Genomic DNA, 22,585 nt, shown 5'->3' with positions numbered 1-22,585 from the left:
GGCTCAGCACTCGATCACATTCACGGCGAGGCCTCCTCGGGAGGTTTCCTTGTACTTGGTTTTCATGTCGGCTCCGGTGTCCCGCATCGTCTTGATCGCCTTGTCCAGCGAGACCTTGTGGCTGCCGTCCCCGTGCAGGGCCAGACGGGCCGCGTTGATCGCCTTAACGCTGGCGATCGCGTTCCGTTCAATGCACGGGATCTGCACCAGGCCGCCCACGGGGTCGCAGGTCAGGCCCAGGTTGTGCTCGATCCCCACCTCCGCTGCGTTTTCCACCTGCGGGGGCGTTCCGCCAAGCACCTCGCAGAGCCCGGCGGCGGCCATCGAACAGGCAGAACCAACCTCGCCCTGGCAGCCCACTTCGGCACCGGAGATGGAGGCGTTCGTTTTGAACAGGATTCCGACGGCGGCCGCCGCCAGCAGGAAGCGGACCACACCGTCGTCGTCGGCCCCTGGAACAAACTTCACGTAGTAGTGCAGGACGGCCGGCACGATCCCGGCGGCGCCGTTGGTGGGGGCGGTGACGATCCGCCCGCCGGCGGCATTCTCCTCGTTCACGGCCAGCGCGAACAGGTTGACCCATTCCATGGCATGGAGCGCATCTTTGGTGGCCGAATCCGCCGACAGTGTCTTGTACAGGGCCGGTGCGCGCCGGGTCACTTTAAGGCCGCCGGGCAGGATGCCCTCGGCGTTGCAGCCGTTCTGCACACATTCCTTCATCACGGCCCACAGCCCCAGCAGCTGCTCCCGGAGTTCGGCTTCGCTGCGCCAGGTCAGTTCGTTGGCCAGCATGACGTCGGAGATGGACATGCCTTCCCGGCTGCAGATCTGCAGGAGCTCGTCTGCGGTAGAGAACGGGTACGGCAGGACGGTGTCGTCCGCCACCACCTTGTCCCCGCCCCGGGCATCGCCGTCCACCACAAAGCCGCCGCCGATGGAGTAGAAGCTCCGCTCGCTCAGCACGGCGCCGGCGTGGTCCAGGGCCCGGAAGGTCATGCCGTTGGGGTGCGCGGGAAGGGACTTGCGGCGGTGGAGCACCACGTCCTCTTCCCAGTTGAAGTCCACCCGGTGCACCCCGGCGATGTGCAGTTCGGCGTCCAGCGCGGCGGCCGCCACCTGGTCGTCGGCGGTGAAGGTGTCCACGGTTTCCGGGTCAAGGCCCTTCAGCCCCAGGACCACTGCCTTGTCCGAGCCGTGGCCGCGGCCGGTGGCACCAAGGGACCCGAACAGTTCGGTCTGGACCCTGGCGGTGGCGGCCAGCTGCCCGTCGCCCTTCAGCCCGTCAGCGAAAAGCTTGGCTGCACGCATCGGGCCCACCGTGTGTGACGACGAGGGCCCGATGCCAACGGAGAACAGGTCCAGGACGCTGAGCGCCATCAGGGAACCTCTGGCGAGGCGTACTCCCGCATGGCGTCCAGCAGCCACCGGCCCAGGAACTCGGCGAACGAAGCACGCGGGAAGATCCGGAAGGTGTCCTCCCCGGTCTTCCACAGACCGGCGGGGATGTTCGCGATTTCCGTGGAGAAGGCGGTGCCCGTTTTGAACACCCGCGGGTGCAGGTCCAGCGAGCAGCCCTTTTCCAGGACAGCGCGGGCCCGCGGGCCCTTCAGTTCAAAGGTGGTGCGGTTGGCGGAGAGGTCCACCACCTGGCCTGCGTCGCTGCCCAGCGCGTCCCGGAGTGCGGGGATCAGGCCGCCGCCCAGCGACTCGTGTGCCTCGGTGGGTGCCACCACCAGGAACTCGGAGGGGCCCAGCCACAGGACGGAGACGTCGCCGTTGCCGGCCACCGCGCCGGACCCGGCCGGGAGGCCGCCGGTGACAGCGGCCAGCCGCTGCGCCACGTCCGACCCCGCCGCGGCCCGGAGCCCCACCATGGTCAGGAAGGGCAGCTCGGTGAGCTCGACGGTACCGGGCAGGGAGCCTGCCGCGAATGCTTCGGCCAGCTGCCTGGCAGGGCTGATGCGGGCTGCGAGGTTCTTGTCTGCAGAGGTGGGGGATGCTGCTGTTTCAGCCATCTTTACGGGTCCCTTCGGGGTCAAAAAGCACTGTCTCTGCCACAACCACGTCCACCAGCTGGTCGCCGGCGGCTGCCACCAGCGTTTCGCCGATGCGGTTGCGTCCGTTCTTGATCAGGGCCAGGCCAAAGGACCTGCCCAGCGCTGCACTGTGGTAGCTGGAGGTGACGAATCCTTCCATCGGCACCGGACCATAGGCCGGGTTGGTGGAGCGGCCCTTTTCCACCAGCTGCGTGCCTTCCGGCAGGCGCAGCGAGCCGTCCACGGGAAGGACGCTGACCAGGTGCTTGCGGTCCTCACGCTGCGCGTCCGACCGGGAGTAGGAGCGCTTGCCGATGAATTCCTTCGCCTTGGAGACGATCCACTCCATGCCGGCATCCTGCGGGGTGACCGTGCCGTCGGTGTCCTGCCCGACGATCGGGTAGCCCTTTTCGGCGCGGAGCACGTGCATGGTTTCGGTGCCGTACGGGGTGATGTTGAATTCGGCACCGGCCGCCGCCACGGCTTCCCAGGTGTTCAGGCCGTACCAGGCCGGCACGTTGATCTCGTAGGCGAGTTCGCCGGAGAACGAGATCCGGCAGATCCGGGCACGGACGCCGGACGCCAACGTAGTTTCGCGGAAGGTCATGAACGGGAAGGCCTCGGCCTCCAGGCCGCCGTTGGCAGCCAGTTCCGGCGCCACCTTGGCGATGACCTCGCGGGACTTGGGCCCGACGACGGCAATGGTGCTCCACTGCTCGGTCACCGAGGTGCAGTTCACGTCCAGTTCCGGCCACTCGGTCTGCAGCCATTCCTCCAGCCAATCCAGCACCTTGGCGGCGCCGCCGGTGGTGGTGGTCATGAAGTAGGTTTCGTCGTCAACGCGGAGGGTCACGCCGTCGTCGAAGATCATGCCGTCCGGGGTGCACATGACACCGTAGCGTGCCGAGCCCGGGGCGAGCTTCTTGAACGCGTTGGTGTACATGCGGTTGAGGAACTCGCCCGCATCCTTGCCGCGGATCTCGATCTTGCCCAGGGTGGTGGCGTCCATGAACCCTACGGATTCGCGGACCGCAGCGCATTCACGCAGCACGGCGGCGTCCATGTCCTCCCCGGCCTGCGGGTAGTACCAGGGGCGCTTCCACTGTCCGACGTCCTCGAACAGCGCGCCCTTGGCAACGTGCCAGGGGTGGATCGACGTGATGCGGGCGGGGTCGAAGAGTTCGCCGCGCTGGCGTCCGGCCAGTGCCGCGAAGGCCACCGGGGTGAACGGTGCGCGGTAGGTGGTGGTGCCGATGTCGCCGATGCCGCGGGACGCCTCGCCGGCGGTCCGGAGTGCGGCGGCGATGACGCCGATGGCATTGACGCCGGAAGTCTTGCCCTGGTCGTTGGCGGTGCTGATGGAGGTGTACCGCTTGATGTGCTCCACCGAGCGCATGCCGGCGCCGGTGGAGCGGAGGACGTCCGCCACGGACTGGTCGCGCTGGAAGTCCACGAAGTGGTGGTGCCAGTCATCCGGGGTGCCGTTCTCCCCCGGTACCAGCCACAGCTGGCGGGTGGGGGCGGAGGCCTTCGGCGCGCCGAACACGGAAGGTTCGACGGCGGATGCGAACCCGGCGGCGATGGCTGCCCGTGCGCCGGCGGAGATGCCCTCGGCCAGGCAGTCAGCGGTGTCGAAGGAACCGCGGCCGGAGCCGATGGTCTGCTGGTTGGGCACTTCGGTGCTGGGCACGAACGCTGCCAGGTCCTCGTCCCAGCGCAACTTGCCCTGCCGCTGGGAGTGGAGGTGGACCAGCGGGCTCCAGCCGCCGGACACAGCCAGCAGGTCGCAGGCGATCTGTTCGACGCCGGAGGTGAGCTCGCCGTCGTCGTTGATGCTGCGGACGGTGACGCCGTCCAGCCGGCCGTCACTGTCTGCCGACGTGTTGGCAACCGCGCTGCCGATCAGCACCCGGAGCCCGCTTTCGACGGCGGCAGTTGCCACCGCGGTGAGCTGGGGACGGGCGTCCACCACGGCTGCGACCTTGACGCCGGCGGCGGTCAGGTCAGCGGCGGCGGCGTAGGCACTGTCGTTGGTGGTGCTGATGACCACGCGCTTGCCGGCGGCCACGCCGTACCGGTTGAGGTAGCTGCGCACGGCAGAGGCCAGCATGATGCCGGGGCGGTCGTTGTTCTCGAACACCAGGGGACGCTCGTGCGCGCCCGGTGCCAGCACCACCTGGTTGGCACGGATGTGCCAAATCCGCTGGCGGGAGACGCCGGGAGCTGCGGGGGTGGACAGGTGGTCGGTGCGGTTTTGGACGGCGATGACATAGTTGGCGTCGTAGGCACCGAACGCGGTGGTCCGGTTCAGGACCGTTGACTCGGCGCCGGAGACCAATTCAGCTTCAACATCGGCCACCCACTCGAGGGCTGGCTTGCCTTCGATGGTCTCGGCCAGGCCCTCGGCGGTGGAGCCGGAGAGCAGGGAGCCGCCGAGTTCGGGCTGGTCGTCCAGCAGCATGACACGGGCGCCGGTGCGGACAGCGTCTCGCGCCGCGGCAAGGCCGGCGGGGCCGCCGCCGATCACCAGGACGTCGGTGTGGACGTACTTCTTGTCGTATTCAGCGCGGTCGTCTTCCGGGTCAAGCTTGCCCAGGCCATTCAGAAGCGTGGCCTTCAGGCCGTCCACCAGGGAGACGGTGGTGGCGGGGAGCATGGATTCGGCTACGTGGCCGGGAAAGCGGGCTTCCACGCGGACCAGGGCGTTGGCCTCTTCGACTCCGGCGGACATGATGCCGCGGGGACGGTCCTCGTACAGCGAGCTGCCGGCGGCGATGCGGCCGTTGGCCAGCAGGGCCGAGGCCAGGGTGTCGCCGGGGTGGCCGGTGAATTCCTCGCCGTCCACCGTAAAGCGCCAGGAAATGGTGCGGTCGATGCGGCCGCCGGTAGCCAGGCGGGCGTTCTGGGAAGTCACTTGGTCGCTCCTTCCGGGGCGGTGGTGGTCAGGATGCTCGTGGTGGAAGTGCTGGGTCCAGCGGTTCCCGTGGTGGTGCTGTCAGGGGCCGTGCTGGCGGTTCCGGATTCGGGCGTGACCCTCGGGGAACGGTCGGGCCGCGGTGTTCCCATGGGGTAGACGGCCTGGATGTCGTAGCTGACGGTGTCGCGGAGCATGTTGAACCACTGCCGGCAGCCGGTGCTGTGGACCCAGCGCTCGGCGAAGGTGCCTTTGGGGTTCTCGCGGTAGAAGAGGTAGCGGGACCACTCCGTATCGCTGAGTTCATTCGGGTTCTCCGGGTAGGGGACGTGGGCCTGTCCCCCGTAGTGGAATTCGGTTTCGTCCCGCGGGCCGCAGTTGGGGCATGGGATCAGCAGCATGTGCGTTAGTCCTTTTCTGGTGGCGGCGGCTAGTGGGCCACGGCGGCGGCGCCGTGTTCGTCGATGAGGGCGCCGGTTTCGAAGCGTTCCAGCGAGAACGGCGCATTCAGCTTGTGCGGCGCGCCGGTGGCGATGGTGTGCGCAAAGGTCATGCCGGCAGCGGGCGTTCCCTTGAACCCGCCGGTACCCCAGCCGCAGTTCACGAACATGTTCTCCACCGGGGTCAGGCCCACGATCGGCGAGGCGTCCAGGGTGGTGTCCACAATGCCGCCCCAGGTCCGGAGCACGTGGGCCCGGGCGAAGATGGGGAAGAGTTCGACGGCGGCCGCCATCTGCTGCTCGATCACATGGAAGGAGCCGCGCTGGCCGTAGCCGTTGTAGGAGTCCACGCCGGCGCCCATGACCAGTTCACCCTTGTGCGCCTGCGAAACGTAGACGTGGACGTGGTTGGACATGACCACCGTGGGGTGGACAGGCTCGTGCAGTTCGGAGACCAGGGCCTGCAGCGGATGGGACTGGATGGGTAGCTGGAAGCCTGCCATCTCGGCCAAAACCGAGCTGTGGCCGGCGGCGCACAGGCCAACTTTTTCGGTGTTGATGGTGCCGCGGTTGGTCTTGACGCCCACTACGCGGTCGCCGTCCTTGAGGAAGCCGGTCACCTCGCAGTTCTGGATAATGTCCACGCCCATTTCGTCGCACTTGCGGGCGAAGGCCCAGGCCACGTGGTCGTGCTTGGCGATGCCGGCGCGGGGCTGGTAGGTGGCGCCCATGACCGGGTAGCGGATGTTGTCCCGGATGTTCAGGATGGGGCAAAGTTCCTTGACCTGCTGCGGGTCCAGCCATTCGGCGTCCACGCCGTTGAGCTTGTTGGCGCCGACGCGGCGGATGCTTTCGCGCACGTCGCCCAGGGTGTGGGCCAGGTTCATCACGCCGCGCTGGCTGAACAGGAAGTCGTATTCGAGTTCCTCGGGCAGGATCTCCCACAGCTTGAGCGCGTGCTCGTAGATTGCGGCGCTCTCGTCCCAGAGGTAGTTGGAGCGGATGATGGTGGTGTTCCGGGCCATGTTGCCGCCGGCCAGCCAGCCCTTTTCCAGGACGGCGATGTTGGTCATCCCGTGGTTCTTGGCCAGGAAGTAGGCGGTGGCGAGGCCGTGCCCGCCGCCGCCGACGATCACGGCATCGTAGGAGGACTTGGGCTCCGGGTTGCGCCAGAGGAAATCCGGGTGCTCGGGGAGGAGGTCTGCGCTCACTGGGCTGCTCCAATCAGGTCTGCTTCGGCTTCTGCCAGGCTGGCGTCGGCGGTGAGGTGCGGGTACAGGGGGAACTTTTCGGCCAGGGCCGTCACCCGGGAGCGGAGTTCGGCGGCGGTGTCCCCGGGCAGGGTGCCGGTGGACGCCGACGCGATCAGGGCCGTCGCAATGATGTCCGCAACCTCGGTGAACTCGGCGGCGCCGAAACCGCGGGCGGCCAGGGCGGGTGTCCCGATCCGGAGGCCGGAGGAGACCATCGGCGGGCGGGGGTCGAAGGGGACGGCGTTGCGGTTGACGGTGATGCCGATCTGGTGGAGTGCGTCTTCGCCCTGCTGGCCGTCGAGTTCGGAGTGGCGCAGGTCCACCAGGACCAGGTGGACGTCGGTGCCGCCGTTGACCACGGAGATGCCTGCCGCTGCCACGTCTTCCTTGAGGAGACGATCTGCCAGCAGCTTGGCGCCCGCCAGGACGCGCTCCTGGCGCTCCTTGAATTCGGGGGCGGCGGCGAGCTTGAAGGCCACGGCCTTGGCGGCGACCACGTGCTCCAGGGGACCGCCCTGCTGGCCGGGGAACACGGCGCTGTTGATCTTCTTGGCGTATTCCTCCTTGGCGAGGATGACGCCGCCGCGGGGGCCGCCCAGGGTCTTGTGGGTGGTGGTGGTCACCACATCCGCGTAGGGGACGGGGTTGGGGTGCAGGCCTGCGGCCACCAGGCCGGCGAAGTGGGCCATGTCCACCATCAGGTAGGCGCCCACGAGGTCGGCGATCCGGCGGAACTCCGCGAAGTCCAGCTGGCGTGAGTAGGCGGACCAGCCGGCCACGATCAGCTTGGGCTTGTGCTCCAGGGCCAGGGCTTCCACCTCGGCCATATCAATCCGGAGGTCTTCCTCCCGGACGTGGTAGGGAACCACGTTGTAGAGCTTGCCGGAGAAGTTGATCTTCATGCCGTGGGTCAGGTGGCCGCCGTGCGCCAGGGACAGGCCAAGGATGGTGTCGCCGGGGTTCAGCAGGGCGAACATGGCGGCGGCGTTGGCCTGCGCGCCGGAGTGCGGCTGGACATTGGCGAACTCGGCGCCGAACAGGGCCTTCACGCGGTCGATGGCGAGCTGTTCGATGACGTCCACGTGCTCGCAGCCGCCGTAGTAGCGCTTGCCGGGGTAGCCCTCGGCGTACTTGTTGGTGAGGACCGAGCCCTGGGCCTCCATGACGGAGGACGGAGCAAAGTTCTCCGAGGCGATCATTTCCAAGGTGGACTGCTGGCGGTGCAGTTCCCGTGCCACAGCGGCGGCGACGTCGGCGTCGACCGTGGCGAGCGAGGCGTTCAGTACGTCCTGCATTGTTCTCCTTCAAAGCCCTTCGGAGTTACTGATCTATAACTGATCTGTAACTGATATATTAGAACTGTCGTAATAGTATGTTCCAGATCACTTGGACGTCAATAGCACTCCTGGGAAGGCTCGAAATGAGCGTCACATTAGAGAACCACCTGGCCGGGGACGGAGATCTCTCACTCTCCGAACAGGCCTACCGACACCTCCGCGACCGGCTCATCATGCTGGACATCCGGCCAGGCGAGGCGATCAACGACGGCAAGCTGGCCGCCGAACTGGGGATTGGCCGGACGCCGGTCCGGGAAGCACTCAAGCGCCTGGAAAGCGACCATCTTGTGGTCTCATATCCCCGCCGCGGAACGTTCGCCACCATCGTCGACATCACCGAACTCGCCGACGTCTCCGAGCTGCGCGAATCACTGGAGCCCCTGGCGGCACGCCGGGCGGCCAAGCTGGCAACGCCGGCTTTGCGCGCGGAGATTCGCGAGACCGCGGCGGCGATCGCCAAAATGGGGGACGGCTATGATCCCTACGACCTCATGCGGTACGACATCAAAGTCCACCGGCTGATCTACCGGGCCGCGGCCAACGCGCACCTCGAAGACGTCCTGATCCGCTACGACAACCTGGCCACCCGGATCTGGTGCATGGTGTTGGAAAAGGTGCCGTCCGTTGCGTCGCACATCGCCGAGCACGTGGAACTGCTGGAGGCCGTGGCCGACGGCGATTCCGACCGGGCGGGCAAACTCGCCCTGGAGCACGTCACCAGTTTTGAACAGGCCATCCGCAGCGTGCTTTAGTCGTCGTGTCTAAAGCGCAGCTACTGCAGCCGCTGGCGCACTTCCTTCGCGAACTCCATGGTGGTGGCTGATCCGCCGAGGTCCGGAGTGGCCACTCCGTCCGCAAGCGTGGATTCGAAAGCGCTTGTCAGGGACCGCGCTGCCGCCACCTCCCCCAGGTGCTCCAACATCATGGCCGCAGCCCAAAGGGCACCGACCGGGTTAGCGATGCCCTTGCCGGCGATGTCCGGGGCAGAACCGTGAACGGGTTCGAACATCGACGGGAAGCGCCGTTCAGGGTTCAGGTTGGCGCTCGGCGCGATGCCGATGGAGCCGGCGACGCCGGCCACAAGGTCGGACAGGATATCGCCGAACAGATTCGAGGCCACGATGGTGCGAACACTGGTGGGCTTCATGACCAGCCGGGCAGCGAGCGCATCGATGAGCACCTTGTCCACGGTGACGCCCGGGAACTGGGCCACCGTGGAAGCCACCACTTCGTCCCAGAACGGCATGGTGTGGATGATGCCGTTGGATTTGGTGGCTGAGACCAGCGTTCCGCCACGGCCGGCGGCTGCTTGGGCTGCATAGCGCGCCACCCTGCTGATGCCGGCCCTGGTAAACACACTCTCCTGGACGGCGAACTCCGCTTCCGTCCCGGCGCCAAAGCGCCCGCCGATCTGCGAGTATTCGCCCTCAACGTTCTCCCGCACCACCACAATGTCCAGGTCTTCGATGCCCGGCATCGCACCGGTGACGCCGGGCAGCAGCTTCATGGGGCGCAGGTTGATGTACTGGTCGAACTCGCGGCGGATGGGAATCAGCAGTCCCCACAGGGTCACGTCGTCCGGGACGTCAGGGGTTCCCACGGCGCCCAGGAAGATGCCGTCGCCACTGCTGAGCTGCTCAATACCGTCAACCGGCATCATCCTGCCGGTCTTGACGTACAGGTCGCTGTTCCAGTCGCGGACCCGCCAGGTAACGGTAAAGCCGTGCAGCCCGGCCAGGGCGTCCACGCATTCCATGGCCACGTCGGTGACATCCACGCCGATGCCGTCGCCGGGAATTGAGTCGATGGTGAAGTTGCGGCTCATGGGTTTCCTATCATTTCCGGCGTACCTGTATACGGATAAAGCTTAGGCCGGACTTGGCACCACCTGCTCCGGCCCACCGGGGCCCTGCGAAACGTAACCGTCCCGTCGCCGTCGGACGCCTTCCGCATGTGACGTGGAATACTTCCCTACAGGTGAGCGGCCAGGGAGGCCGGAGGAAGTGTGGAAAGGCCGGTCAACATGCAGGAAACGGTTAACGAGGACCAGCAGGCACGCCGGCATGTGCTGTCTGCTGTGTCCCGGGAACGCGGGCTTGGGCTGCGCCCGGACCCGGACTTCGACCGGCGCCTCGAGGAGCACTTTCCCACGCTCCGCAGCCTGTTCCACTCCCTGTACGGCGACCGCAATGACTGGCTGGACCAGCTCACGGACCTGGTCCTCCAATGTGCCCGCTCCTGGCAGGAGCGTTCCCCGGAGCTGAAGGCCCTGGACGCCGAACGCGAAGGGACTCCCGACTGGTTCCAGTCCAACCGGATGCTCGGCGGGGTCTGCTACGTGGACCGCTATGCCGAAAGCCTGGAAGGGGTGCGCGCCCGCATCCCGTACTTCAAGGAACTGGGCCTGACCTACCTGCACCTCATGCCCCTGTTCCTGGCACCCGAACCCCATTCGGACGGCGGCTACGCGGTCTCGAGCTACCGGCAGGTCAACCCGAAGGTGGGCACAATGGAGCAGCTGCGCTCCCTTGCAGCGGAGCTGAAGGCCAACGGCATCAGCCTGGTGGTGGATTTCATCTTCAACCACACCTCGGACGAGCACGAATGGGCCCGGAAGGCAGCCGCGGGAGATCCCGAATTCAGCGACTACTACTGGATCTTCCCGGACCGGACCATGCCGGACGCCTTCGAGGCGAACGTCCGCGAGATCTTTCCCGAGAACCACCCCGGCTCCTTCATCCAGATGGAGGACGGCCGGTGGGTGTGGGCCACGTTCCACACGTACCAGTGGGACCTGAACTACGCCAACCCGGAGGTGTTCCGGGCCATGGCCGGCGAGATGCTGTTCCTCGCCAACCAGGGCGTGGACATCCTGCGCATGGATGCGGTGGCGTTCATCTGGAAGCAGCTCGGCACGCCCTGCGAAAACCTCCCGCAGGCGCACACGCTGCTGCGGGCCTTCAACGCCGTGTGCCGGCTGGCGGCGCCGTCGCTGCTGTTCAAGTCAGAGGCCATCGTTCACCCGGACGAGGTGGCCCTGTACATCGACCCCAAAGAATGCCAGCTGTCCTACAACCCGCTGCAGATGGCCCTGATCTGGGAATCCCTGGCCACCCGCGATGCCTCGCTCCTGGCCCAGGCCCTGGAGCGCCGGCACAACATCCCGGACGGCACGGCCTGGGTGAACTACGTCCGCAGCCACGATGACATCGGCTGGACCTTCGCCGACGAGGACGCGGCCGAACTGGGCATCAACGGCTTTGACCACCGCCGTTTCCTGAACTCCTTCTACGTCAACAGGTTCCCGGGCAGCTTCGCCCGCGGCGTCCCCTTCCAGGACAATCCGAAGACCGGTGACTGCCGGATTTCAGGCACGACGGCGTCCCTGTGCGGCATGGAGCTTGACCCGGCTGAGGCGGTGGAACGGATCCTCCTGGCCCACTCGGTGCCGTTCAGCACCGGCGGCATCCCGCTGCTGTACCTGGGCGACGAGGTGGGCCAGGTCAACGACTATGGCTACGCGTCGGAACCGGGCCACGGGGAGGACAGCCGGTGGGTCCACCGCCCGCACTTTCCGGCGGAGCAGTACGCCCGCCGCCTGGATCCCGCCACTCCGGAAGGTGCAGTGTATGCAGGCCTGAAACGGATGATCGAGGTCCGGGCGAATACCGCTGAACTTGCCGGAACCACGCTGGTGGACTTCCACACGAACAACCGGTCAGTCCTGGCCTACCAGCGGCCCGGCGATCCGGAGGATGGCAGCGCGGTCCTTTCCCTTGCCAACTTCAGCGACTCCGCCCAGACCCTTCCGCCGGAGACCTTCGGCGGATTCGCGCCGGCCGCCGTCGACCTTCTCTCCGAAGCCGCCCTTCAGCTGGACGACGGCGTAACGCTCCTTCCCCGGCAATACCTCTGGCTGCGCGTCACCCCGGCGTAGCATCGCGGTGCCCGTTTTCTTAACCCGTGTCCGTGCGTGAAACCATACGGATCATGGCCTCCAAGATTGCGTACCAGGGTGAGCCCGGCGCCAACTCCAATATCGCGTGTCAGCAGATGTTCCCGGACATGGAAAGCGTTCCATGCGCCAGCTTCGAGGACGCCTTTGAGCTGGTGGCCAGCGGCGAGGCGGAGCTGGCCATGATCCCCATCGAGAACTCCATCGCCGGGCGCGTGGCGGACATCCATATCCTGCTGCCGCAGTCCAACCTGCAGATCGTGGGCGAGTATTTCCTGCCCATCCACTTCGACCTGCTGGGCATCCCGGGCAGCACCATCGAAGGCGCCACCGAGGTGCACAGCCACATCCACGCGCTGGGCCAGTGCCGGAAGCTGATCCGCGAACACGGCCTCAAGCCGGTCATCGCCGGCGACACCGCAGGGTCTGCCCGGGAAGTAGCCGAATGGAACGATCCCCGCAAGCTCTCCCTGGCTCCCCCGCTTGCCGCGCAGATCTACGGCCTGGATGTCCTGGCCTCGCGCGTGGAGGACGACCCCTCCAACACCACCCGCTTCGTGGTCCTGGCCCGGGAAACGGCACTGCCGGCCCGGGACGAACTTCCCGGACCGGCAGTCACCAGCTTCGTGTTCCGCGTCCGCAACGTCCCCTCCGCCCTGTACAAGGCGCTGGGCGGTTTTGCCACCAACGGGGTGAACATGACCCGGCTGGAGAGCTATATGGTGGGCAACGAGTTCGCGGCCACCATGTTCATGGCCGACGTTGAAGGCCACCCCGAGGACCTGCCGCTCAAACTGGCCCTCGAGGAACTGGACTTCTTCACCACCGAGGTGCGGATCCTGGGCGTCTACCCGGCCGCGGACTACCGCGCGGCAGCAGCCACAGCCTGACGGGGCTGCGTCACCGGTTCCCTGCGCTTGAGCAGGGGACCGAAGAACGCACCGAGCTCAGCAGTCGCCGCCAGCGGCAGGACGCTGGCCACGTACTGGTCCGGGCGGACCACCACGACGGCGCCGTTGCGGTCGATGCCGCGCAGGTCGAAGATGTCGGCCTTGGGATCCGTGGCGTACACCTTTTCGTAGTCTGTCAGCTTGAAGGGCCCCACCTGCGGCTTGAACACTGCAGGGACGGCCCCGATGTCGACGGCGGTGTGCGGCTGCTGGTAGACGACCTTCAGGTCGAACCACGCATCCGGGTCGGCGCCGGCAGGGGTGGCGGCGAGGGGAGATTCCGGCGAGTTGGCGAACCATTCCGCGAGCTTGTCCGTGGCGGAGCCGGTGCCGGGCAGGGCGGGATCGGCGAAGACGTAGATCCGCCAGCGGCCGTCGGCGGTGGCGTGATGGCCCAGGTGGATGGGGTTGGTGTCACCGACGCGGACCACGGGTGCGGACTTGAAGCGCTTTCCGACCGGGAAGCCCGCAGCCAGGTCCTGGTGCCCGCTGCTGCCCACGATCAGCGACGGCGCGTACTGGGTCATGAAACCGGCCGGGAACTCCGCGGTGCGGACGTAGAACTCCTCCAGCTCCGATGGGTCCTCGAACTCCTCGGGCTTCTTGGCCATCATCGATGACCACTGCTTGTCGAAGTCGATCAGGTTCTTCGCCACCACCTGCCGCTCCTCGGAGTAGGTGGAAAGCAGGCTTTCGGGGCTGCGGCCCTCAAGAACATGCCCCAGCTTCCAGGCGATGTTGAAGCCGTCCTGCATCGAGACGTTCATGCCCTGGCCCGCCTTGGCGCTGTGGGTGTGGCAGGCGTCGCCGGTGATGAATACGCGGGGGGTGCGGGTGCCGCGGTCCGCCGGCAGGACGTCGTCGAACCTGTCCGTGAGGCGGTGGCCCACCTCGTACACGCTGTGCCATGCCACGTTGCGCACATCCAGGGTGTAGGGGTGGAGGATGTCGTTTGCCTTGGCGATGATCTGCTCAATGCTGGTGTTGCGCACTGCGTGGTGGGTGGCGGGATCCACTTCGCCCAGGTCCACGTACATGCGGAACAGGTGGCCGCCTTCGCGCGGAATCAGCAGGATGCTGCCCTTCTCGCCCTGGATGGCGCACTTGGTACGGATGTCGGGGAAATCGGTGACGCCCAGTACGTCCATGACGCCCCAGGCGTGGTTGGCCTGGTCCCCTGCCATGGTGCAGCCAATCGCCTGGCGAACCTTGCTGCGGGCACCGTCGGCCCCCACCACGTACTTGGCGCGGACCGTCCGCTCCTGCCCCTCGTTGGGTCCGACGGTGTGGAGCAGGGTCACGGTCACCGGGTAGTCCCCTTCAGTGGCGACGGTGAGGCCCTGGAATTCGTAGCCGTAGTCGGGCTTGAGTCGGGTGGGCGAATTCGCGGCGAACTCGGCGAAGTAGTCCAGAACGCGTGCCTGGTTGACGATCAGGTGCGGGAACTCGCTGATGCCCATCTCGTCGTCCACGGCACGGGCAGAACGGACAATGTTGGCATGATTGGCGGGATCAGGCTTCCAGAAGGCCATCTCCGTGATCCGGTACGCCTCGCCGGTGATGCGTTCCGCAAAGCCGAAGGCCTGGAAGGTCTCCACGCTGCGGGCCTGGATTCCGTCGGCCTGGCCGATGGCCAGCCTGCCGGGACGGCGCTCGACAATGCGGGTGGTCACGTTGGGGAACATCGACAGTTGCGCGGCGGCGAGCATACCGGCCGGGCCGGTGCCGACGATAAGGACGTCCACTTCCCCAGGGAGCTCCTCGGGGCGGTTCAGGCCGACGCCGGCTGCGGGCTGGACGCGCGGGTCACCGGATACGTATCCGTGGTGGTGGAACTGCACGGGCTTTCCTCACTTCATTGTGGATAACTGTTCCGTCAGATTTTGTTCGATATTGGAACATTAGATTCGATAATCGAAACTAAAAACTTGGTTTCCACTGTACGCCGCATGTGATGTGGGCGACAAGTGGACCAGGAGCTATCAGGAAAGCGGTAGAAAACCGGGGGTTGACGGACCGCGCGGAAGCGGCCATAGTGATCGTATACGATTTCGTACCTGATGAGGAGAAGGATTTGGAGCAGGTCAACGGCGACACCCTGGCGGCAGCACGCAAGGTGATCGCGGTGCATATCAACTACCCCAGCAGGGCTGCCCAGCGCGGCCGCACCCCGGCCCAGCCGTCCTACTTCCTCAAGCCTTCCAGTTCCCTGGCACTCAGCGGAAGCCCCGTCGAGCGGCCAGCCGGCTGCGAACTGCTCGGCTACGAAGGCGAGATCGCCCTGGTGATCGGCAAGGCCGCCCGCCGCGTCAGCATGGAGGACGCGTGGAGCCATGTCGCCGCCGTCACGGCCAGCAATGACCTCGGCGTGTACGACCTGCGGTACGCCGACAAGGGTTCCAACCTTCGGTCCAAAGGCGGGGACGGGTTCACCCCCGTGGGCCCGGCACTGATCCCGGCAGACGCCGTCGACCCTTCCAGGCTCCGCATCCGCACCTGGCACAACGATGAGCTGGTCCAGGACGACACCACCGAAGACCTCCTCTTCCCGTTCGCCCGCCTCATCGCCGATCTCTCCCAGCTGCTCACCCTCGAGGAGGGGGACATCATCCTCACCGGCACCCCGGCCGGCGCCTCCGTGGCAAAGCCCGGAGACATCCTGGAGGTGGAGGTGGACACCTGTGATGGTGCCCTGTCCACCGGCCGCCTGGTCACCAAAGTTGAGGAAGGCACGACGGCGTTCGCCGACTTTGGCGCGCAGCCCAAGGTCGATGACCTGCAGCGGGAGGAGGCCTACGGGTCGCGCGAAGCCGCAGGACTTGCCGGGGTTTCGCCCGCCCTCTCCCCGGAACTGAAGGCAAAACTTGAGTCGGTTGCCACCGCCACACTGTCCTCGCAAATGCGAAAGCGCGGCCTGAACAACGTCAGCATCGATGGGCTGCAGGCCACCCGGCCGGACCGCCGCGTGGTGGGCCTGGCCCGGACCCTCCGGTATGTGCCCAACCGCGAAGACCTGTTCAAGACCCACGGCGGCGGCTTCAACGCCCAGAAGAAGGCCATCGACTCCGTGAACGAGGGCGAAATCCTGGTCATGGAAGCCCGCGGCGAGAAGGGCACCGGCACGGTGGGCGACATCCTGGCCCTCCGTGCCCAGGTGCGGGGCGCCGCTGCCATCATTACCGACGGCGGCGTGCGGGACTACTCGGCCGTCGCGGACCTGCAAATGCCCACCTACTTCGCCAACCCTCACCCTGCCGTACTGGGACGGCGCCACATTCCGTGGGACACCGACATCACCATCGCCTGCGGCGGCGCCACCGTGCAGCCCGGCGACATCATCGTGGCCGACTCGGACGGAATCCTGGTGATCCCGCCGGCCATCGCCGAGGAACTGGTGGACGACTGCATCCAGCAGGAGAAGGAAGAAGCCTTCATCTTCGAGATGGTCAAGCAGGGCAACAGCGTGGATGGCCTCTACCCCATGAACGCCGAATGGCAGAAGAGGTACGTGGAGTGGGAACGGATGGGCAGGCAGCACCAATGACTGAGACAGCATTGACCGGCGTGCCGGAGCTTTCCGATACCCCTGCTGGCAGCAAGTCGGAGCAGGCCTACCAGTCCGTCAAGGCCCGGATCGTGGAAGGCACCTACACCCCCGGCTACCGGCTGGTCCTGGGGGCCATCGCCAAGGACCTGGGGTTCAGCGTGGTCCCGGTGCGGGAGGCCATCCGGCGACTGGAAGCCGAGGGCCTGGTGACCTTCGAACGGAACGTCGGCGCCACCGTGGCAGGAATCGATCCCACGGAGTACCTGTACACGATGCAGACCCTCAGCATTGTGGAGGGGGCCGCGACGGCACTGTCGGCCCCGCTGATCGACTCCGCCGCGGTGGCCCGGGCCCGGGCTGTGAACCAGGAGATGCGCGAGTGTTTGGAACACTTCGATCCGGTCCGGTTCACGCAGCTCAACCAGGACTTCCACAGCGTCCTGTTCGAGCACTGCCCCAACCCGCACATCCTGGACCTGGTGCACCGCGGCTGGAACCGGCTCGCATCCCTCCGGTCCTCCACCTTCCGCTTCGTCCCCGGCCGCGCCCGCGACTCCGTGGAGGAACACGAGAACCTGCTGAAACTCCTCGAAACCGGAGCCGACGCGGACGCCATCGAAAAGGCAGCCCGGCTCCACCGGACAGCGACGTTGGACGCGTACCTCGCCCAAACCCCCTAAGCGCGAACCACCTGGACGCGCAAACCCTTGCACGACAAAGAACACAGTTAGGACTTCAACGATGACTGCCTCTGTAGAAACCGCCAAGCATCACGTTCCGGAGGATCTGCCCACGCACATCCAGCACTACATCAACGGCCAGTTCGTGGACTCCGTGGGCGGCAAGACCTTCGACGTCCTGGACCCGGTCTCCAACCGGAACTACGCCACGGCAGCGGCGGGTCAGAAGGAAGACATCGACCTCGCCGTGGCTGCCGCCCGCGAAGCGTTCGTCAATGGCCCATGGCCGAAGATGAAGCCCCGCGAGCGCGCCCGCATCCTCAACAAAATCGCCGATGCCGTCGAGGCCCAGGAAGGCCGCCTGGCAGAACTCGAAACCTTCGACACGGGCCTGCCCATCACCCAGGCCAAGGGCCAGGCGCTGCGCGCGGCGGAGAACTTCCGGTTCTTCGCGGACCTGATTGTCGCCCAGTTCGACGATGCCATGAAGGTCCCCGGCTCCCAGATCAACTATGTGAACCGCAAGCCGATCGGTGTCGCCGGCCTGATTACCCCGTGGAACACCCCGTTCATGCTTGAGTCCTGGAAGCTCGCCCCGGCCCTTGCCACCGGCAACACCGTGGTCCTCAAGCCCGCCGAGTTCACTCCCCTGTCCGCTTCGCTGTGGGCCACCATCTTCAAGGACGCCGGTCTGCCCGACGGTGTCTTCAACCTGGTCAACGGCCTGGGCGAGGAAGCCGGCGACGCACTGGTCAAGCACCCGGACGTCCCGCTAATCTCCTTCACCGGCGAGACCACCACCGGCCAGACGATCTTCCGCAACGCCGCAACCAACCTCAAGGGCCTGTCCATGGAGCTTGGCGGCAAGTCCCCCTGCGTCATCTTCGCTGATGCGGACCTGGACGCCGCCATCGATTCCGCCCTGTTCGGCGTCTTCTCCCTCAATGGGGAGCGCTGCACCGCAGGTTCCCGCATCCTGGTGGAACGCGGCATTTACGACGAATTCTGCGAGAAGTACGCCGCCCGGGCCAGGAACATCGTGGTCGGCGACCCCCACGACCCCAAGACCCAGGTGGGAGCCCTGGTCCACCCCGAGCACTACGAGAAGGTGGCTTCCTACGTGGAGATCGGCAAGTCCGAAGGCCGGCTCCTGGCCGGCGGCGGCCGCCCCGACCACCTGCCCGAAGGCAACTACATCGCACCCACGGTGTTTGCCGACGTCGCACCCGACGCCCGGATCTTCCAAGAGGAAATCTTCGGACCCGTCGTGGCCATCACCCCGTTCGAGAACGACGACGAAGCCCTCACGCTGGCCAACAACACCAAGTACGGCCTGGCGGCCTACATCTGGACCCAGAACCTGACCCGGGCGCACAACTTCTCGCAAAACGTGGAAGCCGGCATGGTCTGGCTGAACAGCCACAACGTCCGCGACCTGCGTACCCCGTTCGGCGGTGTCAAGGCATCCGGCCTGGGCCACGAGGGCGGCTACCGCTCCATCGACTTCTACACCGACCAGCAGGCCGTGCACATCACGCTCGGCTCCGTCCACACCCCCAAATTCGGCGCCTAGCCCAACTAGCTCGCACTTGTTGTCGTTTTGAAGCTCCAAAACGACAACTACTGCCAGTCAGTTGGGGAAAGCCCTTTCGAAGAAGAGAGAATCCCATGACCGACTTCGTTCCCACCCCCACCGTCCCGGCACCGGACATCGTGCGCTGCGCCTACATGGAAATCGTGGTCACGGACCTCGCCAGGTCCCGCGAGTTCTACGTGGACGTCCTGGGCCTGCACGTCACCGAAGAGGACGAGAACGCCATCTACCTGCGCTCCCTGGAGGAGTTCATCCACCACAACCTGGTCCTGCGCAAGGGACCGGTCGCCGCCGTCGCCGCCTTCGCCTACCGGGTGAAGTCCCCCGCCGAGGTGGACGCCGCCGAGGCCTACTACAAGGAGCTCGGCTGCCGCGTGGAGCGCCGCAAGGACGGCTTCACCAAGGGCATCGGCGACTCCGTGCGCGTCGAGGACCCGCTGGGCTTCCCCTACGAGTTCTTCTACGAAGTGGAACACGTCGAACGCCTCACCCAGCGCTACGACCTCTACTCGGCCGGTGAACTGGTCCGCCTGGACCACTTCAACCAGGTCACCCCCGACGTCCCGCGCGGCCGGGCGTACCTGGAGGACCTCGGCTTCCGCGTCTCCGAGGACATCAAGGATTCCGACGGCGTCACCTATGCCGCCTGGATGCACCGCAAGCAGACGGTCCACGACACGGCCCTGACCGGCGGCAACGGCCCGCGCATGCACCACGTCGCGTTCGCCACCCATGAGAAGCACAACATCATCCAGATCTGCGACAAGATGGGCGCCCTGCGCATCAGCGACCGGATCGAACGCGGCCCCGGCCGGCACGGCGTGTCCAACGCGTTCTACCTCTACATCCTGGATCCGGACGGCCACCGCATCGAGATCTACACCCAGGACTACTACACCGGCGACCCGGACAACCCCACCATCACCTGGGACGTCCACGACAACCAGCGCCGCGATTGGTGGGGCAACCCCGTCGTCCCGTCCTGGTACACCGAGGCCTCCCTCGTCCTGGACCTGGACGGCAACCCGCAGCCGGTCATCGTCCGCGAGGAAAAGTCCGAGATGGCGGTGACCGTGGGGGCCGACGGCTTCTCCTACACCCGCAAGGAAGGCTCGCCCGAAGGCGACCGGACCGGCTTCAAGCTGGGAGTCCAGGTCTAGCCATGTTGGAGCCGAAGACGATTGAGGCCATCGCGGACGAGCTGGTGGAAGCCGGCCGGACCCGCACCCCTGTTGCCCGCCTGACCGCCCGCTACCCTGGCATGACGGTGGAGGACTCCTACGCGGTGCAGCAGCTGTGGCGGCGCCGGAACGAGGACGCCGGCAGGACCCTGGTGGGGCGCAAGATCGGCCTCACGTCCAGGGCCATGCAGGCCGCCACCGGCATCACGGAACCTGACTACGGCGCCATCTTCGATGACATGGTGCTGGACACCGGATGCTCGGTCCAGTGGGACCAGTACACGCATCCGCGGGTGGAGGTGGAGCTGGCGTTCGTGTTGAAGGACGGGCTCAAGGGCCCGGGCGTGACCATTTTCGATGTCCTGAAGGCCACCGACTACGTGGTTCCGGCCCTCGAGATCCTGGACTCCCGGATCGAAATGGAGGGCCGGACCATCGTGGACACCATCTCGGACAACGCGGCCATGGGCGCCATGGTGATCGGCGGCAACCCGGTGAAGCCGGACGCCGTGGACCTGCGCTGGGTCTCGGCCATCCTCTACAAGAACCAGACCGTGGAGGAGACCGGGGTTGCTGCCGGAGTCTTGGACCACCCCGCCAACGGGGTCCATTGGCTGGCCAACAAGATCGCCGCCCACGGTGACGCGTTGAAGGCCGGGGACATCATCCTCGCCGGTTCCTTCACCCGTCCCATGTGGGTGTACAAGGGTGATACCGTGCATGCCGACTACGGACCGCTGGGGAGCGTGACATGCCGTTTCGAATAGAGGACACCTTCCGGTCCGCGCTGGCAGCGGAAAAGCACAAGGGTGAAGCAGGCCGGCCGCTGGCCGGCATGTGGGTCTGCTCCGGCAGTCCGCTCATCGCTGAACTTTGCGCCGGATCCGGACTGGACTGGCTGCTGATCGATGCCGAACACAGCCCCAACGGACTCGAATCCATCCTCGCCCAGCTCCAGGCCATCCACGGCTACCCTGTGCATACCCTGGTCCGGCCGCCGGTCAACGACACCGTGGTGATCAAGCAGTACCTGGACCTGGGCGTGCAGAACCTGCTGATCCCCATGGTCAACTCGGTGGCCGAGGCCGAGGCCGCCGTGGCCGCCACCCGCTACCCGCAGCAGGGCGTCCGCGGAGTCGGATCCGCGCTGGCCCGCGCCGCCCGCTGGAACCGGGTCCCGGACTACCTGGCCCGCGCCAACGAGACCATCAGCGTGACGGTCCAGATCGAGTCCGTTGCGGCTGTCGAGTCAGTGGAGGACATCCTCAAGGTCGACGGTGTGGACGCCGTCTTCGTCGGGCCGTCCGACCTGGCCGCCTCCATGGGCCTGCTGGGACAGCAGGAACACTCAGAGGTGCGCGCCGCCGTCGAACACTGCCTCACAGCCGCCACAGCCGCGGGAAAACCCGCGGGCGTGAACGCCTTCAACCCGGACACCGCGCAGCATTACCTCGACCACGGCGCCGATTTCATCCTGGTCGGCGCCGACGTCGCCCTCCTGGCCCGCGGCTCCGAGGCCCTCGCGGCGAAGTTCGTAAAGCCAACCGACGGCGAAACCCGGCCCAGCTACTAAGCCCCGGTGGTTGAGCCCGCTGCCGGACTGGCCCAGTTTTCGACGCGGGAAACCCGGAAACCCGGGCTCCCGTCGTGGGTTATCTCCAAAAGATGGGCCAGTGCGGCACAGGGGCCTTCGTTGCTAGCCCACGGCCGGGGCGGCTGACGTCCGGCCGGCGAACTGCCGGCGGGCCCAGCGGGCCAGTTTCTTGCCCTTGCCCTTCCACCAGTTGTCCTCGTCCTGGTTGTGGTGGAAGCGGAAGACGATGGCCACCAGCACGAACATGCCCATCACCACATCCATCCAGGAGGAAACCACCAGGGCAATGAAGACGGTCATGGCATTGGCCATGATGGACGGGATGGCCAGGGTCCGGAACACCGTGCTGGCCACGTAGCGCCGGTGCGACCTCGGGACGGAAAGCTCGCGGACCATGTCGAAGCAGACGCAGACCACAACGACAGTCTGCCCGATGGCCAGCAGGATCTGCCCAGGCAGGGAGTGGCTGAACGCGGCCACCGATTCCATCCCCGGACTCATGGCCGGGCCTTGCGGATGAGACCTTTGCTGAGAACTCTAAACACGGAAAAACCCCCAGAACTTATGGAACCACCGCCGCTGATCCGGCGATGGTTCCATTCAAGTTTCAGGGGGCTGTCCGGTCACGAGTAGTAGGTACTCTATTTTCGGCAGGCAGCGGAATGCAGTACCTACTGCCCAATGGCCCGGGGCCGCCACAGCATGACAGCCTGCGACCTGGGCCGGGGCCGTTGTCCGCGTGCCAGGCTCACCACGTCACCGGCTGCGCCGGCAGCAAAGATCCGCGAGTCCACCGCACGGGGCCGGCGGCCCAGTTCCTCGGTGAGCTCGGTGATGCGGCTCTGGAGGGCCGCGACCTGGTTTTCGAGTTCCAGGATGCGCTTGATGCCCTCGAGCGATACGCCTTCCTGGGACAGCCGCTGCACTTCCCGCAGCATGTTCACGTCACGCTGCGAATAGCGCCGCGATTTCCCGGGGGCGCGGCTGGGCTTGACGATGCCCAGCCGGTCGTACTGCCGCAGGGTCTGCGGATGCATGTCCGCCAGCTCGGCCGCCACGGAGATCACGAAGATCGGCTGGTCAGCACTGATGTCCACGGCTCAC

The 22,585-nt window shown here is 66.3% G+C and carries 19 protein-coding genes; 9 read left to right on the top strand and 10 right to left on the bottom strand.

Going from position 1 to position 22,585, the window contains the following annotated elements:
• Nucleotides 1–3: 3 nt before the first annotated feature.
• From ACETK3_RS08445 to glyA, 6 genes are read right to left on the bottom strand one after another with little or no spacing between them, the layout of a single operon-like run.
• On the bottom strand, nt 4–1,377 hold the full coding sequence (locus ACETK3_RS08445; RefSeq protein WP_236820640.1) for an L-serine ammonia-lyase: 1,374 nt from the start codon (nt 1,375–1,377) through the stop codon (nt 4–6).
• The gene (locus tag ACETK3_RS08440; protein WP_236799902.1) at nt 1,377–2,015 is read right to left on the bottom strand and encodes a sarcosine oxidase subunit gamma; all 639 of its coding nucleotides are present in this window, start codon (nt 2,013–2,015) and stop codon (nt 1,377–1,379) included. The genes ACETK3_RS08445 and ACETK3_RS08440 overlap by 1 nt, the downstream gene beginning before the upstream one ends.
• Nucleotides 2,008–4,950, bottom strand: coding sequence for a sarcosine oxidase subunit alpha family protein (locus tag ACETK3_RS08435; RefSeq protein ID WP_237429084.1), 2,943 nt, complete (start codon nt 4,948–4,950; stop codon nt 2,008–2,010). The genes ACETK3_RS08440 and ACETK3_RS08435 overlap by 8 nt, the downstream gene beginning before the upstream one ends.
• Entirely contained in the window at nt 4,947–5,351 is a 405-nt protein-coding gene (locus tag ACETK3_RS08430) for a sarcosine oxidase subunit delta (RefSeq protein WP_236799904.1), read from the bottom strand. Before ACETK3_RS08430 ends, ACETK3_RS08435 begins: the two co-directional genes overlap by 4 nt.
• Nucleotides 5,352–5,380: 29 nt before the next feature.
• On the bottom strand, nt 5,381–6,601 hold the full coding sequence (locus ACETK3_RS08425) for a sarcosine oxidase subunit beta family protein (RefSeq protein WP_236799905.1): 1,221 nt from the start codon (nt 6,599–6,601) through the stop codon (nt 5,381–5,383).
• The gene (gene glyA, locus ACETK3_RS08420; RefSeq protein WP_236820642.1) at nt 6,598–7,938 is read right to left on the bottom strand and encodes a serine hydroxymethyltransferase; all 1,341 of its coding nucleotides are present in this window, start codon (nt 7,936–7,938) and stop codon (nt 6,598–6,600) included. Before glyA ends, ACETK3_RS08425 begins: the two co-directional genes overlap by 4 nt.
• A 125-nt stretch (nt 7,939–8,063) precedes the next feature.
• On the opposite strand from glyA, the gene ACETK3_RS08415 reads away from it, so the two are divergent.
• On the top strand, nt 8,064–8,732 hold the full coding sequence (locus ACETK3_RS08415) for a GntR family transcriptional regulator (RefSeq protein WP_237429085.1): 669 nt from the start codon (nt 8,064–8,066) through the stop codon (nt 8,730–8,732).
• A gap of 20 nt (nt 8,733–8,752) precedes the next feature.
• On the opposite strand, the gene ACETK3_RS08410 is transcribed toward ACETK3_RS08415, so the two are convergent.
• Nucleotides 8,753–9,805, bottom strand: coding sequence for a tartrate dehydrogenase (locus ACETK3_RS08410; protein ID WP_306969487.1), 1,053 nt, complete (start codon nt 9,803–9,805; stop codon nt 8,753–8,755).
• 198 nt (nt 9,806–10,003) lie between these two features.
• On the opposite strand from ACETK3_RS08410, the gene ACETK3_RS08405 reads away from it, so the two are divergent.
• On the top strand, nt 10,004–11,917 hold the full coding sequence (locus ACETK3_RS08405; RefSeq protein ID WP_236820645.1) for an amylosucrase: 1,914 nt from the start codon (nt 10,004–10,006) through the stop codon (nt 11,915–11,917).
• Between the two features lie 53 nt (nt 11,918–11,970).
• Nucleotides 11,971–12,825, top strand: a complete 855-nt coding sequence (locus ACETK3_RS08400) for a prephenate dehydratase (protein WP_237430557.1) — start codon at nt 11,971–11,973, stop codon at nt 12,823–12,825.
• Here the strand turns inward: ACETK3_RS08400 and ACETK3_RS08395 are convergent.
• Complete coding sequence (locus ACETK3_RS08395) at nt 12,798–14,726, bottom strand: FAD-binding monooxygenase (RefSeq protein ID WP_373992742.1); 1,929 nt, start codon at nt 14,724–14,726, stop codon at nt 12,798–12,800. The two genes, ACETK3_RS08400 and ACETK3_RS08395, sit on opposite strands and share 28 nt — an antisense overlap.
• 233 nt (nt 14,727–14,959) lie before the next feature.
• Between ACETK3_RS08395 and ACETK3_RS08390 the strand changes: the two genes are divergently transcribed.
• The 6 genes from ACETK3_RS08390 to ACETK3_RS08365 all read left to right on the top strand — a co-directional run bounded on the left by ACETK3_RS08390 (nt 14,960) and on the right by ACETK3_RS08365 (nt 21,460).
• Entirely contained in the window at nt 14,960–16,429 is a 1,470-nt protein-coding gene (locus tag ACETK3_RS08390) for a fumarylacetoacetate hydrolase family protein (RefSeq protein ID WP_373992758.1), read from the top strand.
• On the top strand, nt 16,426–17,112 hold the full coding sequence (locus tag ACETK3_RS08385) for a GntR family transcriptional regulator (protein WP_236820648.1): 687 nt from the start codon (nt 16,426–16,428) through the stop codon (nt 17,110–17,112). The genes ACETK3_RS08390 and ACETK3_RS08385 overlap by 4 nt, the downstream gene beginning before the upstream one ends.
• Nucleotides 17,113–17,173: 61 nt before the next feature.
• Nucleotides 17,174–18,685: a 5-carboxymethyl-2-hydroxymuconate semialdehyde dehydrogenase gene (gene hpaE / locus ACETK3_RS08380; protein WP_373992741.1), complete on the top strand. Its 1,512-nt coding sequence runs from the start codon at nt 17,174–17,176 to the stop codon at nt 18,683–18,685.
• A 95-nt stretch (nt 18,686–18,780) separates the two neighbouring features.
• Entirely contained in the window at nt 18,781–19,866 is a 1,086-nt protein-coding gene (hpaD, locus tag ACETK3_RS08375) for a 3,4-dihydroxyphenylacetate 2,3-dioxygenase (RefSeq protein WP_373992740.1), read from the top strand.
• A gap of 2 nt (nt 19,867–19,868) precedes the next feature.
• Nucleotides 19,869–20,654 (top strand): 2-oxo-hept-4-ene-1,7-dioate hydratase, encoded by a 786-nt coding sequence (gene hpaH, locus ACETK3_RS08370; RefSeq protein WP_373992739.1) that lies wholly within the window; start codon nt 19,869–19,871, stop codon nt 20,652–20,654.
• Nucleotides 20,639–21,460, top strand: coding sequence for an HpcH/HpaI aldolase/citrate lyase family protein (locus tag ACETK3_RS08365; protein WP_373992738.1), 822 nt, complete (start codon nt 20,639–20,641; stop codon nt 21,458–21,460). The genes hpaH and ACETK3_RS08365 overlap by 16 nt, the downstream gene beginning before the upstream one ends.
• Nucleotides 21,461–21,583: 123 nt before the next feature.
• On the opposite strand, the gene ACETK3_RS08360 is transcribed toward ACETK3_RS08365, so the two are convergent.
• A complete protein-coding gene (locus ACETK3_RS08360) occupies nt 21,584–21,970 on the bottom strand; it encodes a hypothetical protein (protein WP_373992757.1) in 387 nt (128 codons plus the stop codon).
• A gap of 182 nt (nt 21,971–22,152) precedes the next feature.
• Nucleotides 22,153–22,578 carry a heat shock protein transcriptional repressor HspR gene (locus ACETK3_RS08355; RefSeq protein WP_272910812.1) on the bottom strand — a complete coding sequence of 142 codons (426 nt, stop codon included), beginning with the start codon at nt 22,576–22,578 and terminating at the stop codon, nt 22,153–22,155.
• Nucleotides 22,579–22,585: the final 7 nt, after the last annotated feature.

Source organism: Arthrobacter sp. E44, from assembly GCF_041877125.1.
GTDB lineage: Bacteria > Actinomycetota > Actinomycetes > Actinomycetales > Micrococcaceae > Arthrobacter.
The sequence above is the reverse complement of the archived record's forward strand: the minus strand, read 5'-3'. Positions and strand labels throughout refer to the sequence as shown.

Excerpts from the sequence above, each read along its gene's own strand:
- hpaD (WP_373992740.1), top strand. The coding sequence starts at position 18,781 with ATGACCGACTTCGTTCCCACCCCCACCGTCCCGGCACCGGACATCGTG.
- ACETK3_RS08405 (WP_236820645.1), top strand. The coding sequence starts at position 10,004 with ATGCAGGAAACGGTTAACGAGGACCAGCAGGCACGCCGGCATGTGCTG.
- ACETK3_RS08385 (WP_236820648.1), top strand. The coding sequence starts at position 16,426 with ATGACTGAGACAGCATTGACCGGCGTGCCGGAGCTTTCCGATACCCCT.
- ACETK3_RS08410 (WP_306969487.1), bottom strand. The coding sequence starts at position 9,805 with ATGAGCCGCAACTTCACCATCGACTCAATTCCCGGCGACGGCATCGGC.
- ACETK3_RS08400 (WP_237430557.1), top strand. The coding sequence starts at position 11,971 with ATGGCCTCCAAGATTGCGTACCAGGGTGAGCCCGGCGCCAACTCCAAT.
- glyA (WP_236820642.1), bottom strand. The coding sequence starts at position 7,938 with ATGCAGGACGTACTGAACGCCTCGCTCGCCACGGTCGACGCCGACGTC.
- ACETK3_RS08365 (WP_373992738.1), top strand. The coding sequence starts at position 20,639 with ATGCCGTTTCGAATAGAGGACACCTTCCGGTCCGCGCTGGCAGCGGAA.
- ACETK3_RS08415 (WP_237429085.1), top strand. The coding sequence starts at position 8,064 with ATGAGCGTCACATTAGAGAACCACCTGGCCGGGGACGGAGATCTCTCA.
- hpaE (WP_373992741.1), top strand. The coding sequence starts at position 17,174 with ATGACTGCCTCTGTAGAAACCGCCAAGCATCACGTTCCGGAGGATCTG.
- ACETK3_RS08360 (WP_373992757.1), bottom strand. The coding sequence starts at position 21,970 with ATGGAATCGGTGGCCGCGTTCAGCCACTCCCTGCCTGGGCAGATCCTG.
- ACETK3_RS08430 (WP_236799904.1), bottom strand. The coding sequence starts at position 5,351 with ATGCTGCTGATCCCATGCCCCAACTGCGGCCCGCGGGACGAAACCGAA.
- ACETK3_RS08445 (WP_236820640.1), bottom strand. The coding sequence starts at position 1,377 with ATGGCGCTCAGCGTCCTGGACCTGTTCTCCGTTGGCATCGGGCCCTCG.
- ACETK3_RS08440 (WP_236799902.1), bottom strand. The coding sequence starts at position 2,015 with ATGGCTGAAACAGCAGCATCCCCCACCTCTGCAGACAAGAACCTCGCA.
- hpaH (WP_373992739.1), top strand. The coding sequence starts at position 19,869 with ATGTTGGAGCCGAAGACGATTGAGGCCATCGCGGACGAGCTGGTGGAA.